Annotated in this window: 17 protein-coding genes; 5 read left to right on the top strand and 12 right to left on the bottom strand. The window is 57.0% G+C overall.

Going from position 1 to position 14,638, the window contains the following annotated elements:
• Positions 1-108: 108 nt before the first annotated feature.
• Positions 109-888, top strand: coding sequence for a hypothetical protein (locus HMPREF2878_RS05275; protein WP_049189638.1), 780 nt, complete (start codon positions 109-111; stop codon positions 886-888).
• Between the two features lie 60 nt (positions 889-948).
• Here the strand turns inward: HMPREF2878_RS05275 and dapF are convergent, their stop codons facing one another.
• The 3 genes from dapF to HMPREF2878_RS05260 are packed head-to-tail and all read right to left on the bottom strand — an operon-like array spanning position 949 to position 3,578.
• Positions 949-1,872 (bottom strand): diaminopimelate epimerase, encoded by a 924-nt coding sequence (gene dapF, locus HMPREF2878_RS05270; protein ID WP_070652951.1) that lies wholly within the window; start codon positions 1,870-1,872, stop codon positions 949-951.
• Positions 1,873-1,903: 31 nt separating this feature from the next.
• Positions 1,904-2,830, bottom strand: coding sequence for a tRNA (adenosine(37)-N6)-dimethylallyltransferase MiaA (gene miaA / locus HMPREF2878_RS05265; protein WP_370550937.1), 927 nt, complete (start codon positions 2,828-2,830; stop codon positions 1,904-1,906).
• Between the two features lie 43 nt (positions 2,831-2,873).
• Positions 2,874-3,578 carry a class III extradiol ring-cleavage dioxygenase family protein gene (locus HMPREF2878_RS05260; RefSeq protein ID WP_070652950.1) on the bottom strand — a complete coding sequence of 235 codons (705 nt, stop codon included), beginning with the start codon at positions 3,576-3,578 and terminating at the stop codon, positions 2,874-2,876.
• 161 nt (positions 3,579-3,739) lie between these two features.
• On the opposite strand from HMPREF2878_RS05260, the gene HMPREF2878_RS05255 reads away from it, so the two are divergent.
• The gene (locus tag HMPREF2878_RS05255) at positions 3,740-5,104 is read left to right on the top strand and encodes a DUF349 domain-containing protein (RefSeq protein ID WP_016422615.1); all 1,365 of its coding nucleotides are present in this window, start codon (positions 3,740-3,742) and stop codon (positions 5,102-5,104) included.
• 164 nt (positions 5,105-5,268) lie between these two features.
• Here HMPREF2878_RS05255 and HMPREF2878_RS05250 read toward each other — a convergent pair whose 3' ends face one another.
• From HMPREF2878_RS05250 to HMPREF2878_RS05230, 5 genes are all read right to left on the bottom strand, one after another.
• Positions 5,269-6,018 (bottom strand): Rv2732c family membrane protein, encoded by a 750-nt coding sequence (locus tag HMPREF2878_RS05250; RefSeq protein ID WP_224433130.1) that lies wholly within the window; start codon positions 6,016-6,018, stop codon positions 5,269-5,271.
• On the bottom strand, positions 6,011-7,558 hold the full coding sequence (gene miaB / locus HMPREF2878_RS05245; protein ID WP_070652949.1) for a tRNA (N6-isopentenyl adenosine(37)-C2)-methylthiotransferase MiaB: 1,548 nt from the start codon (positions 7,556-7,558) through the stop codon (positions 6,011-6,013). The genes HMPREF2878_RS05250 and miaB overlap by 8 nt, the downstream gene beginning before the upstream one ends.
• A 106-nt stretch (positions 7,559-7,664) precedes the next feature.
• Entirely contained in the window at positions 7,665-8,273 is a 609-nt protein-coding gene (locus HMPREF2878_RS05240; protein ID WP_049193012.1) for a regulatory protein RecX, read from the bottom strand.
• Between the two features lie 43 nt (positions 8,274-8,316).
• On the bottom strand, positions 8,317-9,420 hold the full coding sequence (gene recA / locus HMPREF2878_RS05235; RefSeq protein ID WP_049170952.1) for a recombinase RecA: 1,104 nt from the start codon (positions 9,418-9,420) through the stop codon (positions 8,317-8,319).
• A 316-nt stretch (positions 9,421-9,736) separates the two neighbouring features.
• Entirely contained in the window at positions 9,737-9,970 is a 234-nt protein-coding gene (locus tag HMPREF2878_RS05230) for a DUF3046 domain-containing protein (RefSeq protein ID WP_005509697.1), read from the bottom strand.
• 80 nt (positions 9,971-10,050) lie between these two features.
• On the opposite strand from HMPREF2878_RS05230, the gene HMPREF2878_RS05225 reads away from it, so the two are divergent.
• Genes HMPREF2878_RS05225 through HMPREF2878_RS05215 form a run of 3 tightly spaced genes read left to right on the top strand, consistent with a single transcriptional unit; the run spans position 10,051 to position 12,021 of the window.
• Positions 10,051-10,668 (top strand): biotin transporter BioY, encoded by a 618-nt coding sequence (locus HMPREF2878_RS05225; RefSeq protein ID WP_049170862.1) that lies wholly within the window; start codon positions 10,051-10,053, stop codon positions 10,666-10,668.
• 34 nt (positions 10,669-10,702) lie between these two features.
• Entirely contained in the window at positions 10,703-11,404 is a 702-nt protein-coding gene (locus HMPREF2878_RS05220) for an energy-coupling factor ABC transporter ATP-binding protein (RefSeq protein ID WP_049170859.1), read from the top strand.
• Positions 11,401-12,021, top strand: coding sequence for an energy-coupling factor transporter transmembrane component T family protein (locus tag HMPREF2878_RS05215; protein WP_049170855.1), 621 nt, complete (start codon positions 11,401-11,403; stop codon positions 12,019-12,021). The genes HMPREF2878_RS05220 and HMPREF2878_RS05215 overlap by 4 nt, the downstream gene beginning before the upstream one ends.
• A gap of 5 nt (positions 12,022-12,026) precedes the next feature.
• Here HMPREF2878_RS05215 and HMPREF2878_RS05210 read toward each other — a convergent pair whose 3' ends face one another.
• The 4 genes from HMPREF2878_RS05210 to pgsA all read right to left on the bottom strand — a co-directional run bounded on the left by HMPREF2878_RS05210 (position 12,027) and on the right by pgsA (position 14,615).
• A complete protein-coding gene (locus tag HMPREF2878_RS05210) occupies positions 12,027-12,854 on the bottom strand; it encodes a PspA/IM30 family protein (protein WP_005509356.1) in 828 nt (275 codons plus the stop codon).
• Between the two features lie 141 nt (positions 12,855-12,995).
• The gene (locus tag HMPREF2878_RS05205) at positions 12,996-13,430 is read right to left on the bottom strand and encodes a helix-turn-helix domain-containing protein (protein ID WP_016422607.1); all 435 of its coding nucleotides are present in this window, start codon (positions 13,428-13,430) and stop codon (positions 12,996-12,998) included.
• Positions 13,431-13,481: 51 nt separating this feature from the next.
• Complete coding sequence (locus tag HMPREF2878_RS05200) at positions 13,482-14,024, bottom strand: CinA family protein (protein ID WP_016422606.1); 543 nt, start codon at positions 14,022-14,024, stop codon at positions 13,482-13,484.
• Positions 14,025-14,048: 24 nt separating this feature from the next.
• A complete protein-coding gene (pgsA, locus tag HMPREF2878_RS05195; protein ID WP_016422605.1) occupies positions 14,049-14,615 on the bottom strand; it encodes a CDP-diacylglycerol--glycerol-3-phosphate 3-phosphatidyltransferase in 567 nt (188 codons plus the stop codon).
• Between the last annotated feature and the right edge of the window lie 23 nt (positions 14,616-14,638).

Below are 14,638 nucleotides of genomic sequence, written 5' to 3'. Positions count from 1 at the left end.
ATAGTTGCCGCGGCGTGCAGGAATGGTTCTAGGTACCCCAGAGCACAATGTGCTCACGTGCGATTCGTTAGTTCGCAGATGAAGATATGGGAAGTATCATCGAAAAGTATGACTACTGACTTGCGAAGCATTGGCATGGACTACCCCAGCTGGCGAGACGCGATGGAAGCCGCGATTGCCAGTGACAATCTGTCGGTCATCGGCGAGGTCCGCGGTGGCCAGCTGGTCCGTTTCGAAGATTCCTCTGGTGCGCGTCTGCACATCCTGGGTGTTGAACCATTTTCTACCTACGCCGGCTTCGCGGGCAGCCCGACCGTCACTGCCCATGTATCCAGCGTGGACGATGTCTTGGCGCTCGTGGAAATCGTCGAGGATGATCCCTCCTCGGATAACTTTGACAAGGTCATCGAGGTCGCTACCTGCCTGCTGTCACAGGGGCCAATGATTGTTGATGCCGGAACTCAGACTTTTGAGCATGTCGCGCTATCAGCTCTAGCAACTGATTTCACCCTCGACGCATCCATCGAAGAGTATGAGAAGCGCACCGGGGCAACCCCGACAACATTGGACTTCGAAGGTGCTAAGGCAATTGTCGGAGATCAGGTCGGGAAGGCATCGCCTAGCGCAACCGTGAAACTGGCTGGTGTTATCAATAACTCCCGCAAGCATGTCAATGAGCTAACCGGCAAGAAGTTCTGGGTGCTCAACCTTGCTCTGCCGACTCCTATGGACGTACTTGTCCCCGGCGGCGACGAAGCTCCCCAGCCAGGCATGGTCGTTTCCGGTACTTTCTCACTGACCGGTGAGATCATTCCGCCTCAAGGTTGCGGAGGCGGCTGTGGCGATGGCGGCTGTGGTTGTGGCGACGGTGGCTGCGGCGGACACTAGTCCGCTGATTTCCCACCGCTTCCGCTACCCCGCTAGTGCTCCTGCAGCACTAGCTACCAGTCACAGGGCTTCCAGCTCAATATCGCCGAGCGTGTGAATCACGCTCGGCCCGGTCAAGGTCGCCGAGAAGTCCCCATCCGCATTGCTGGCCTTGTGGACATCCACAGTCACCACACCGCCGGGCACCTTGACTGTCACAGCCCCCTCAGTCCGGCCGGCATCGGCCAGCGCGGCAATAGCTGCCGCAACCGTACCGGTGCCACACGAGCGGGTCTCACCAACTCCACGTTCAATTACTCGCATGGACACCGAATCAGAGGCATCCAGCGGGGTGACAATTTCCACATTGAGGCCGTTCGGGAACATGGCTTCGTCGGCACGCACTGGCTTCGCGACACTACCCGCCGCTTCCAATTCCAGCTCCGCCAGAGCGGCGGCATTTAGGCCAGGCATGACGCAGGCCAAATGCGGATTTCCCACGTCGACACCAATCCCGGCGAATTTCTGGGCGTTGTTGCCCGAACCGATGAACGCAGTAGCGAGGCCGAGGACTTCCGGCTGGCCCATATCCACCCCAACGACCGCGTGCCTGCGGCTGAGCTCATCAATCGAAACAGCGCGCAGCCCTGCTCGAGTGCCCACCCGCAAAGTTCCGTCGACGACACTGTCCGGGCTGTGAATCGCGGCAATATAGTGTGCAAAGACGCGGACACCATTCCCGCACATCTCGGCAATAGAACCGTCACTATTGCGGTAGTCCATAAACCAATCGTCGGCTTTAACGCCCTCCGGCAATGTCGCCAAAACACCGGCATCGACGAGTTTCCCCGCTCGGGCAACCCGCAGGACGCCGTCAGCGCCAAGACCTCGCTGTCGATCGCACACTGCTGCGACCAGTGATTCGGTCAAATCAATCGACACCAAATCATCTGGAAAAATCAAGAAATCGTTTTGCGTACCGTGGCCTTTGGCAAATGAAACCATGCCCTTGATGCTAGCGGGAGGTCCGAATCTCTTACAGACCAAGTGCGGAAAACGCCTGTCCCGGCACGTCACCGGCAGCGTCTAGCCACATGATCCGATGATCACGGTTGAACCAGGAGCGCTGACGTCGCACATACCTGCGCGTACCAGTAATCGTGCGTTCACAAGCCGTATCCAGGTCGTAAACCCCATCGAAGTAGTCCAGCACCTGCGCATAGCCGATCGCGCGACTAGCGGTCACACCTTCGCGCAACCCTTGCGCAATCAAACTCTCAGTTTCTTCCACCAGGCCAGCGGCAAACATGCCCCGCGTACGCTGTTCAATCCGCGGATTTAGCCATTCCGCCTGCGTGCGCAACCCCAATATGCGAGTGTTCCACCGCGGTGGCTTATCAATCGACGGCTTCGACGCTGCAAAAGGTTTGCCCGTGAGCTCGATGACCTCCAGGGCGCGGACGGTGCGCCGCGGGTCATTGGTCTCAATAATTGCCGCCGCATCCGGATCAATCTCTGCCAGCCGATCATGCAACGCCGCCGGACCGATCTCGTCCTGCACTGTCTCCCACTTCGCACGTACTTCAGGGTCCGTAGGTGGGAACTGCCAGTCGTCCACCAACGCCTGCACATACATCATCGACCCGCCGACAAGGATGGGGACTTTCCCCCGCGCGCGAATGGCCTCAACATCCGCGACCGCCTCACGCTGATACGTCGCCACACTCGCCGGCTGCGTCACGTTCAGCACATCGAGTTGGTGGTGCGGAATCCCCCGCCGCTGGTCCACCGACAGCTTCGCTGTTCCGATATCCATTCCTTGATAGAGCTGCATCGAATCAACATTGACGACCTCACCGCCAAGCTGCTCCGCAAGTACCAGCCCCAAATCCGACTTTCCCGACGCCGTCGGCCCTACCACCGCAATCGGCACCGGCAAGCTCTCACTCTCGAAAGCCGTCACTACCCAGTTCACACTCCTGCACAAAAACTAAAAACGCGCGCTCTTACTTCGCAACACACCGCCAGCTGGCCACGTGGTAGCCGATTCCATAAGGCGCCCCGTCATAGTAAGAACGCTTTACGACGGTCATTCCAGACCCCGTCCAGCTTTCAGCAGCTTTACTCAGCTGCTGCCATAACTCGGCCGCGTACGCGCCGGGAGCTGGAAACACAATATTTTCCACGTTAATGCTTGAGCAGTCCTGACCAGCAATCAGACTGCACAGCGCATCAACCTCCGCTGCACCTTCAATTACGCCGACCGGGGAATCGTCCGCAAGGCCGAATGCGCCGTCGACAAGCACAAGCAGACGCGTGTGACCGGCAGCGAGTGCCTCAGCGATAGAGTCGAAGCACGTTGCCTGAATGACGCGGCCAGTGGGTCCTTCAGAATTCCGTCGCGCGTAGTCTTCGATAAGCCAGCGTCCCAGCAGCTCAGGTAATTCGGTTCCGCCTGACACCGTGACATCAACCCCATACGGAGAAAAACTGCCGGGTGCGCTGGTCTGGTGCGGGGACTTCGCCTGCATCCTGCCAGTGATAATAGCGACCGCGCCGGGCTCCCCGGGTTCGTCATCTGTCCACAGCGTCGCGACGGTTTCACGGGCATGACGGCGCAATTCCGTGGCGGTGGGCGCAAAACCACCTAGCTCCTCGACGATGAGGAGCGCACGCGGAACGATAACAAGCCGAGGCAAACGCGAATTCACGTCCTCAACGCTACCGTGAGGGGCTAGTCGATGCCTTAATCCGGCGGTGTTACGCGCGCTGTGCCAAAATTTTTGGGATACTCGAGCACATACCGTAAGTGTTTGATGGCAGCCGTGTCGCGCGGCAGTTCTGCATGAAGATTGGAAGAGGTTTACCCACTATGACCGGTACCAGCAATTCCCCTAAGCCAGGTCCACGCCCGGGTCCACGCCCGGGACCTCGACCAGGCTCAATGCCGGCTCATCGTAAGGCCCCTGGAGCTACTCCAGCGCCTGCGGGGTCGGCCGCTGTGGCACATGCCGTCCACAATGATCCAAAGAAGTTTGGCCGCATCGACGAAGACGGCACTGTTTGGCTGGTCACCAGCGCCGGCGAACGCAATATTGGCTCCTGGCAGGCTGGCACCGTAGAAGAGGGTTATGCCCACTACGGCAAGCGCTACGAGGATCTGGCCACCGAGGTCGAGCTACTGGAATCTCGTGTAGTCTCCCACCCGCAGGAGGCAAAGACCATTTCTCACAACGCAGTTGAACTGCGTGAGAGCCTTGCCACCGCCACGGTTCTCGGCGATATCGATGCGCTGGATAAGCGCCTTGCAGAGGTCATTGCCACCTCCCACGTCGCAGAGGAGAAAGTCGCTCACGACAAGGCAGAGCGCCGTAAGAACGCCATCGCACGTAAGGAAGAGCTCGCCGCAGAGGCCGAGGAGCTCGCAGAGAACTCCACCGAGTGGAAGGTCGCCGGCGACCGTATCCGCGAGATTCTCACGGAGTGGAAGCAGATTCGCGGCATCGACCGCAAAACTGATGATCAACTCTGGCGCCGTTACTCTCGCGCGCGTGATTCTTTCAACCGCCGCCGCGGTGCCCATTTTGCGGAACTGGACCGCAACCGTGCGGCTGCTCGCCGCGTTAAGGAGGACATCATTGAGCGAGCTGAGGCCCTGAAGACCTCCACTGATTGGGGTGGCACCGCTGCTGCCTTCCGTGACCTGATGGCTGAGTGGAAGGCCGCTGGTCGAGCCCCGCGCGAGGTCGATGACAAGCTGTGGGCGCAGTTCAAGGCCGCCCAGGATGAGTTCTTTGGTGCTCGCAACGCGGTCAATGAAGCTCGAGACAGGGAGTTCGAGGAAAACGCTGCGGCCAAGGACGCACTGCTGGCTGAATACGAAGACCGCATTGATCCGTCCAAGGGCCTCGATCACGCTCGCAACGAACTGCGTCAGTTGCAGGAGAAATGGGAGGCCATCGGCTTTGTGCCGCGTGGTCGTGTGCGTGAGTATGAAAACCGCATTGGCGCACTGGAAAAGCGCGTCTCCGATGCTGCCGACTCGCAGTGGCGCCGTACCGACCCCGAAGCACAGGCTCGCGTCCAGCAGTTCGCCGACCGCGCAGCGGAGTTTGAGCAGAAGGCCGCCGAACTTGAGGCGAAGGGCAAGGCTTCTCAGGCAGCCAAGGCTCGGGAGCAGGCCGAACAGTGGCGACAGTGGGCAGAGCAGGCCGCGGAGACTCTCAAGGAGCTCTAACAGAAGCTAGTTGTGTGTCGGGGAAGCATGTTCTCGCTCTCCGGCGTCCGCAACAGAATCCTGGCTCAGCTACGCGCTGGCAACGCGTCGATGGTTAAAAGTAAGGGGCTCTCTTCCGGAGTGGAAGAGAGCCCCTTACTTACTGCGCTAGTTAAAAAGCCTCACTACTCGTCGCTGACCTGTTCGTCCTGTTCGCCGGTCTGCTGAGAGACATTGTCCGCACTACTGCCCTGCTGGCCGCGATTGCGTCGGCGAGCACGTTCACGGCGGTCGTCGACGACCTCAACATCCGTTGTCGTATTCGGTGTCAGGCCCGCCCGCAGGTAAACCTGCTGCGCGCGCAGTACCGGATCGGTGTCAGCGTGCTTGCGACGTTTCGTCGCGATTGCGAGCTGCTCCTTACTACGTCGGAAAGCGATGAAAGTCACGGAGATGGCCAGTAGAAAACTGCAGAAAATACCGAGCATCAGGCCGAAGGAAATACCCTCGCCGGCCAGTTCCTGTGGACGAGACTGACGCATCCAACCAGCGAAGACTGAGTAGACCATCTGAATACAGGCAAAAAACCAGGTGACGAATGCGAGAATCGTCGTCCGCGTAATCAGCGTGGCAATAGCTAGCAAGACACCTACCACCACGAGAATGGAGTAAATTCGCTCCGGTCGAGTCGTGAAGTACTGATGCGCAACATCCGTATCCAGCAACACATCAAAGCCCAAAACAACGCCCGAGTGCGGAAGGAAGAAACTCGTAATGAGGCCGATGACGGCAACCATCATCGGAATCACCGCACGGCCGAGGTCCAGCTCGCCAGCGGCCTTGCGCTCCTGAACCCGCAACGCCTGCGCGGATTCCACCGACTGCTCGCTAGTGGATTCCATATCACTTTCCGGCGAAGCCTTGTCACTACTCACAGCCGCATCCCTCACTTACACTCGTTTTCTCCGGGCGTCCAATCTTTGGCAAGCCCAGACCAACTCCAATCGGAGCGGTCGTCGGAGTCTGACCGACCTCTATATTATCCCCCGCCTTAGTGCGGCGGTGTGTGAGCACACCGGAGTCAGCAATGAGGAAGTGCGGTGCGGAGTCGGTCACACGCACTGTCACGTAATCACCTGGGCGAATCTTGCGGTCGACGACGCCTGGTTCGCTTTCCGACGGGCTGAAGTGCACCAGGCGGCCATCCCGACTCCGACCTGACATGCGATGAGTCTCCGCATTTTTACGCCCATCGGACTGGCTGACCAGCAGCTCAACTTCCCGACCGACGAGCTTGGCGTTTTCTTCCTCGGAAATACGCTCTTGAAGCGCTAACAGACGACCATAGCGTTCTTTCACAACCTCTGGTGGAACCTGATCAGTCATGGTCGCCGCCGGAGTTCCCGGGCGAGGCGAGTATTGGAAGGTGAACGCCGAGCTAAAACGAGCCTTTTCCACCACGTCGAGAGTTTGCTGGAAGTCCTCTTCGGTCTCGCCTGGGAAACCGACAATGATGTCAGTGGTAATGGCCGCGTCCGGCATTTTTTCCCTAACCTTCTCCAGAATTCCCAGGAATTTCTTGGTGCGGTAGGAACGGCGCATGTCTTTCAGCACTCGGTCGGAACCGGACTGTAGTGGCATGTGTAGCTGATGAACCACATTCGGTGTCTCCGCCATAGCGTCGATGACATCATCGGTGAACTCAGCTGGGTGCGGAGACGTAAAGCGCACGCGCTCCAACCCCTCAATCTGGCCGCAGGCGCGCAACAACTTGGAAAAAGCCGAGCGGTCGCGTTCCATGTCAGGGTCGGCGAAGTTAACACCATAGGCGTTGACATTCTGTCCGAGGAGGGTGACGTCAGTAACGCCCTGCTCCACGAGTGCCTGTACCTCAGCGAGAATCTCGCCCGGACGACGATCGCGTTCCTTACCACGCAAACTGGGGACGATGCAGAAGGTGCACGTGTTATTGCAGCCTACGGAAATACTCACCCAACCTGCGTAAGTGGATTCACGCTTGGCCGGCAGCACCGAGGGAAATTCTTCCAGTGCGTCCTTAATCTCGACTTCAGCCCGGTCATTATGAGCGGCGCGTTCCAACAGTGCTGGCAACGAACCCAAGTTATGCGTACCGAAGACAACGTCCACCCATGGGGCCTTCTTTACGACGACGTCCTTATCCTTCTGGGCCAAGCAGCCACCGACGGCAATCTGCATGCCTGGGTGAGCATCCTTGACTGGTTTGAGCTGTCCCAACGTGCCATAAAGGCGATTGTCCGCATTCTCTCGAACGGCACAGGTGTTGAAAACGACCAGATCAGGATTATCGCCTTCTGCAGCCGCTACATAACCGTTTTCTTCCAGCAAGCCAGACAGTCGTTCCGAGTCATGGACGTTCATCTGACAACCGAACGTACGTACCTCATATGTGCGAGGCGAAGACTGCTGCTGAGAGTTCAAAGAAGGGGTAGTCACGGCAGTTTAGGTTAGCTGTTTATGGCCCATTTCCCCAATCAGCGACCCCTTTAAACCTGACGGGTCCGCAGCCGGCGTGCTAATCCGGCGTGCGGTGGCACCGGCGCTAATCTGTGTCCTCTTCGAGTTCCCGGTATCGCTCTTCTAACTGATCCCGAGCAATGCTCATGGACAATTCAGAGGGGAAACCACGCCGCGCCAGCACACCGACGACTTTGCGTAAATCCTTTTGCTTGGAGTTGAAGTCAGGTGCCACTGTTTTAATAGTGGCCGCTTTCTTCGCCGCTAGCTTCCGGGCGACTTCTTCTTCCGCGTTGTGCGTAATCTGCTCCAACGCATCTGCACGAAGTGAAACATCAATGCCCTTTTCCTGCAGCTCCCGGTTCAAAACCATCTTCGACTTGCCGCGACTGGCAAAGCGCTGCCGCACCCATTCGGATGCGAAAAGCTCGTCGTTGACCAATCCACTTCGGGTCAGGTCATCAACGACTTCTTCAATCATCGAGGTTGGAAACTCCTCGACTGCCTCGAGCCTTTCTACGAGTTCCTTGCGGGAACGCATTCGCTGATCGAGCAAGCGCAGTGCCTTAGCACGAATCGGGGCCTTGGATTCCTCACGACCCGCATCGTAGAGCGAACTACCGTCAGCTTCCGCAATTTGCTGAGCAAGCTTTTCGATAGTCTCCCGCACATCGCGGCCGTTACGATCCTCCACGGTCCTCACTTTTCGTGTGTCGCGGCACTACGCCTCGAGCTAGCTAGTCTTCCAAATCATCGAAGTCGATGTCCGGCACGACATCGACAGGGGCATCGATATCGGTCTCGTCCTCGACCTCCGCGAATTCCCCGACGCCGAGCTTCTTCTTGATCTTGACTTCGATTTCCTGGGCAATTTCTGGATTCTCGCGCAGGTGCATACGAGCCTTTTCCTTGCCCTGCCCCAACTGATCGCCCTCGTAGGTAAACCACGAACCGGACTTCTTGACAATGCCGTTATCAACGCCCATGTCAATCAACGAGCCCTCACGCGAAATGCCCTCGCCGTAGATGATGTCAAACTCTGCCTGCTTGAACGGCGGCGACACCTTGTTCTTGACTACCTTCAAGCGCGTGCGGTTACCCACCGCATCCTGGCCATCCTTCAACGTCTGAATTCGGCGTACGTCACAGCGAACGGAAGCGTAGAACTTCAGTGCTTTACCACCCGTGGTGGTCTCAGGAGAGCCGAACATGACGCCAATCTTTTCACGCAGCTGGTTAATGAAGATGGCAGTGGTACCGGTGTGGGACAGCGCACCCGTCATCTTGCGCAGCGCCTGACTCATCAACCGCGCCTGCAGACCAACGTGGGAATCGCCCATTTCACCGTCGATTTCAGCCTTCGGAGTCAACGCGGCCACCGAGTCAACCACAATGATGTCAATAGCACCGGAACGCACCAACATATCTGTGATCTCAAGTGCCTGCTCACCGGTATCTGGTTGGGATACCAGAAGGTTGTCCGTATCTACTCCAAGCTTGCGCGCATAAACCGGATCCAGCGCATGCTCCGCATCAATAAATGCGGCAATACCGCCCTGCCGCTGCGCCTCTGCAATAGCATGCAGTGCGACTGTGGTCTTACCCGAGGATTCTGGACCATAGATTTCTACGATACGACCACGCGGGAACCCGCCCAGGCCCAAGGCCACGTCGATAGCGATATTGCCGGAGGGAATAACCTGAATTGGAGGACGATTGTCGTCCCCCAGGCGCATAACTGCACCCTTACCAAAGTCCTTCTCAATATTCGCCAGAGCTACATCGAGCGCCTTCAGGCGATCATTGCCCTGGTTCGAAGCCGTAGCCTTCTTACGAGCCATAGTTCGTTGTTCTTCCTCATTGTCATTGTCGCGGTCATTGTCGCGTACGGTATCGGGTTCTGGAGCCGTACTCAGAGAATGTGTCTCCCGATTTTCATCCAAAACAGAAACTTCGCTCACACTTAATTAGGCGCGAAACTAGCCGTTCCGGTTCCAAATTGGTCCGCGACACCTCTACTGCCGGTTACACCCGGAAGTTATACCGAATCAGACGGATTGACTTCATCAGCACTTTCGATAATATGCGAAACCCTGTTCGAATGGCAACGACACGCAAGAGCCGTCGGCAAGCATTCACCGTCGTCTACGCCGGAACCTATTCGTCAGGACCGTACCAGCGGTCTTCGGGAATATCGTGTTCCCTACACAGCGCCCACCAGATATCCCGAGGTTCGACCCCGTCCTCGAGCAATTCCGCGGGAGTTTTTCCATATTCCATCAGTACGTGGGAATGCAACAGCCACGGGCCGTGCTGAGGCCCAAATTCGTGGTTGACGAAGTTGTGAAAATCGGCCAATCGCATGAGACCAACGTACAAGATACCTGTCACTGATACCTACCTGGCCACCCTCTTTTCATAACCTAATCCCCGCTCCCCTGCCTGAACAGTGCTCAACCCATGGGTTTAAGATGAGAGCTGTGAATAATTCCAAGGTGTATGACCTCACTCTTATCGCTGCTTTCGCAGCACTGATCATCGTGCTCGGCGGCATTGCCATTCCCGTTGGCGGCCTCGGCGTGCCAATCGTGCTACAGAACATGGGCATCGCACTGGCCGGGATGATTCTCGGATTCAAACGCGGTGGCCTCGCCACTACCCTGTTCCTGGCTGTTGGTCTCGTGGGCGTCCCAAACATGGCGGGCTGGAAACCACTTCTCGCCGCACTTCCCGGCCCTACCGTGGGCTACATTGTCGGCTACTTAATTGCAGGTTTCGCAATCGGCGCGATTGCCCAGCAAGCACCACGGGCGAAAGTTTCACGAATCAGCGTCTTCATCGGCGCGGGCCTCGTTGGAGTTCTACTACAGTACTTCTTCGGATCTGTCGGATTGGCTTGGCGTATGGGACTTAGCTTCACCGACGCACTGATTACCAACGTCCCGTTTATCCCAGGCGACGTGGCAAAGGTTGTCGTAGCCGCGCTTATTGCTACTGCAGTACTGCAGGCTTTCCCTGATTTGCTTCCCGACGCTGCCAACCGTAAGCAAAGTCGTTTGGTTAAGGAAGCAGCCACCTCGGGCAATTAACCCCACAGAATTAGAAAGGGTCTCGAGTCGCACTATGCCCACCATCGCTTTTGACCGCGCTTCCGCAACCTATTCGGGACGCCAGATACTGAAGCCGACCACGCTAACTCTCACAGAGAAGCGCATTGGCATTATCGGCGAAAACGGTGGCGGTAAGTCCACGCTGGTGCGACTCATTAACGGCCTGGGCCCGGTCACTGGTGGCACGGTCACGTATGAGGGCATGAATGTCGCAAAGCAGGCAAAGGCAATTCGCAAGAATGTCGGCTTCATCTTTTCTGATGCGGATAATCAAATTGTGATGCCTACAGTCGCAGAGGACATTGCCTTTTCACTACGCAAGCGAAAACTACCAAAGGATGAGCGCAACCAGCTGGTGCAGGAAGCCCTCGAGCGGTTTGGGCTTGCCGATCATGCTGACGCCTCGCCACACTTGCTCTCGGGTGGACAAAAACAGCTACTGGCGCTGGCGGCAGTGTTAATTCTTAATCCCACGACCATTATTGCCGATGAGCCCACTACGCTCCTCGACTTGCGCAATCGTCTCCACATTCGGAGTATTTTCGCCCAGCTTGAGCAGCAAATTATCGTGGTCACTCATGATCTGGATTTTCTTATGGACTTCGACCGAGTTATCCGTGTAAGCGCAGGAGAAATCGTCGACGACGGTGCGCCGAAGGAAGTTATTGACCGATACGTCAGCGATATGACTCGTGCGGAAGAAGGCCGCTCATGATTCATCCAGCCGATGTCCCGTTAGGGCTTTACCTAAACCATAAGTCGCCTGTGCACAGGCTCCCGACGGCCCCCAAACTCATCATTGTCATCGCATTTTTATTGCTCACCGGGATTCTCGTGGATACCTGGCTAGGCGGGGCGATTGCCCTGGCAATTGTCACCCTCGCTTATGCGGTGGCCAAGGTGCCACCAATGGTTGCTTTCCGACAGCTCCGTGGAGCCGTAGTCATTTTGGCGCTGCTTTCGCTTCTCCTGTGGTGGCGCGCCGGGGGTGAGCAAGCGCTGACGACCTTCCTCGCGCTTCTCGCCGCAATCGCAGCGGCAATATTGCTAACGCTGACGACCCGCGTCAGCGACATCATGGATACTTTGACCACTGCGATGCAGCCGTTCGCCCGTTTCGGCCTACCAGTCGACACCATCGCGCTCGCACTATCGCTGACGCTGCGTATGATTCCGCTTCAGGTTATGGCCGCTGCCGAGGTACTGGAGGCTCGAAAAGCACGAGGGGCTGCCGGCTCAATCATTGCCTTCGGCGTACCTGTGGTCATCCGAACCATTAATCGCTCGAAGGCAATGGGTGATTCGCTAATCGCACGTGGTGAAGGTGAGTAGGAGAATTAATTGCCCTCACGCAGCTGGCGCATGCGCTCAGCAACAGCAGGGTCAACGTTGGAGGCAGCGCTTCCCTCGATGGACTTCTGAGCCTCGCCACCAGAGAGCTCGTTGCCACCGTTCATTTCTGCGCGGATTTGCTCCAGGCGAGAGTGCCCAGCAAGCTGAACGCCTGCGGCCTCTACCTCAGCCATACGCCCCTGAACCGAGTTCTGAGCTAGCTCGGCCTGACCAAGAGCGTTAGCGTAACGACGCTCAATCTTGTCACGAACCTGATCCAGATTAGGTGTAGCCCCCGAAGAAATCTGATTCATCGACTGCAGGGACTCAGAGACTTTCTCCTGCATCTTTGCTTGCTCCAGCTGGCTGAGGAGCTTTGCGCGCTCCGCGACCTTCTGCTGCAGCTGCATGGAATTACGCTCGACGGCCTTCTTAGCCTGAGCCGCCTGCTGCAGCGACTGATCGTGCAGAGCCTTCAAATCTTCTACCGACTGCTCAGCAGTAACCAACTGAGCTGCGAAAGCCTCAGCTGCGTTCTCATACTCCGTAGCCTTGGCAGTATCCCCCTCAGCACGAGCCTTGTCAGCGAGCTGCAATGCCTGACGAGTGTTCCCCTGCAGCTTCTCAATCTCAGCGAGCTGACGGTTAAGGCGCATTTCCAGCTGGCGCTGATTACCAATCACCGCCGCTGCCTGCTGCGATAGTTCCTGGTGCTGCCGCTGGGCATCCTCGATAGCCTGCTGAATCTGCACCTTCGGATCAGCGTTTTCCTCAATCTTGGAATCAAAAGCGGCCATCAAGTAATTCCACAGCTTTACAAATGGATTAGCCATAGCGTCCCATACACCTTTCTTATTGCAACTACCTCAAAGCAGGTCTGTGCTTATCGCGCACCCAATCTTAACTAAAGCCGAGCGTCTTCGGGTGCTAAGTACCGGAGCAATGGAATGAAATTCCACCGCCGCAACCAATTTCTACATCGCTGCCAATTCTGGGCTCGCCGAATGCAGGGCCATCGCTGTGGCTGCTTCCATCATCAAATCCGACACCGTCACACCAAGCGCCGCGCATACCGACGCCAGCAGCTCAGATGAGACTTCTTTCCGTCCACGCTCAAGCTCAGACAAATAACCAGGGCTAATAGCCGCATTTTCAGAAAGCTCACGCAGCGTCTGTCCACTGCGCGAACGGATATCACGCAGCGTCTCCCCCAGTGCCTCTCGCAGGAGTGGCTCACGGGATTCTCCCCGTTCCGCCAAATCCTGTGCCGTTAACTTTGCAACCGATCCAGGCTGCTCCCCTACAGCCACCCGCGCCGACGGTGCTGTGGCATCCATGGAAGCTTCGAAAGCGGCAGCGCTATCTACCTCTGGGTAGCGAATGGTCATAAGTGCAGTATTGTTGGTCATCACTTTCTCTAACGCTTTAGAAGGCCGACCTGTTCCCAATTTTCAAAAATTCTACTCACCGTCGAGATTCTGCAACAACAGTTCTAACGCCAATACCACTGCTTGACGACGAATCTCCGCGCGAGACCCCTCTTTATTCACCGGCAACCTAACAGCAGTTACCCCATCAAGGTACGAAACTCCCGGCGGTTTCAGACCACACCAGACTTCACCTACTGGGTGCCCATCCTGCATCGCTGGACCAGCAACGCCAGTTAGCGAAATCCCCCAGTCCGCCACTGCTTTATTTGCCACTCCAAGTGCCATATACCGGGCCGTCAACTCGGACACGGGGCCATATGCGGCCAAAGCATCCTTTGGCACGTCGGCAAGCAACGCCTTCGTGTCAGTGGCGTAAGTGACCACGCCACCGCGGAGAACGGCGGAGGCTCCCGGTACGGAGGCAACTGTAGCGCAGAGAAGACCTGCGGTAAGTGATTCTGCGGCTGCAAAAGTCTCGCCACGAGCCGTAAGCGTTTGGACGAGTTGAAGCGAAACGCCATCGACACCGTCAGCGTTTTCGTCGCTCTGGGCGAGGCGTTCGACTGTGTTCACAGCTTTACCCTCCACTTAATTTCTCTACGAGACCTTTCGCGCATCCACAATGTACTGGATACCAGTACCGACGGTGACGACAATGGCGGCAACCATCACAATCCAGGACGGCCAGAACAACCAGTCCACTGGCATCAGGAAGAGCCCCACTGCTACAGACTGCAGGACCGTCTTTATCTTGCCGCCCCGAGAAGCCGGAACAACACGCCCCTGACGCAGGGCGAACATACGCCAGATGGTGATGCCACCTTCGCGAATCACGATGATGACAGTCACCCACCACGGCAGAATGTCGATGATGTTCATACCAATCAGCGCAGCCAGCATTAGAGCCTTATCGGCAATCGGATCGGCAATCTTGCCAAAGTCGGTAATGAGGTTACGGCTACGTGCGAGGTGCCCGTCCAACTTGTCAGTCGCCATCAGAAGCGCGAATACGACAAACGACCACCAGCGCCAATTGGTGGCTTCGCCGCCCTCCTGAAGAAGTACCCACAGGAACACCGGTACTCCGAGGATGCGAAGCACGGTCAGGAAATTGGGCAAGTTCCAGTTGGAAACACGGCTTGTATCAGCACTTGGAGCAGTCACAGTTGTTACCTTATCTCACAATC

It is taken from the genome of Corynebacterium sp. HMSC065H09, assembly GCF_001812845.1.
GTDB lineage: Bacteria > Actinomycetota > Actinomycetes > Mycobacteriales > Mycobacteriaceae > Corynebacterium > Corynebacterium jeikeium_D.
This window is presented reverse-complemented; position numbering and strand designations above follow the sequence as displayed.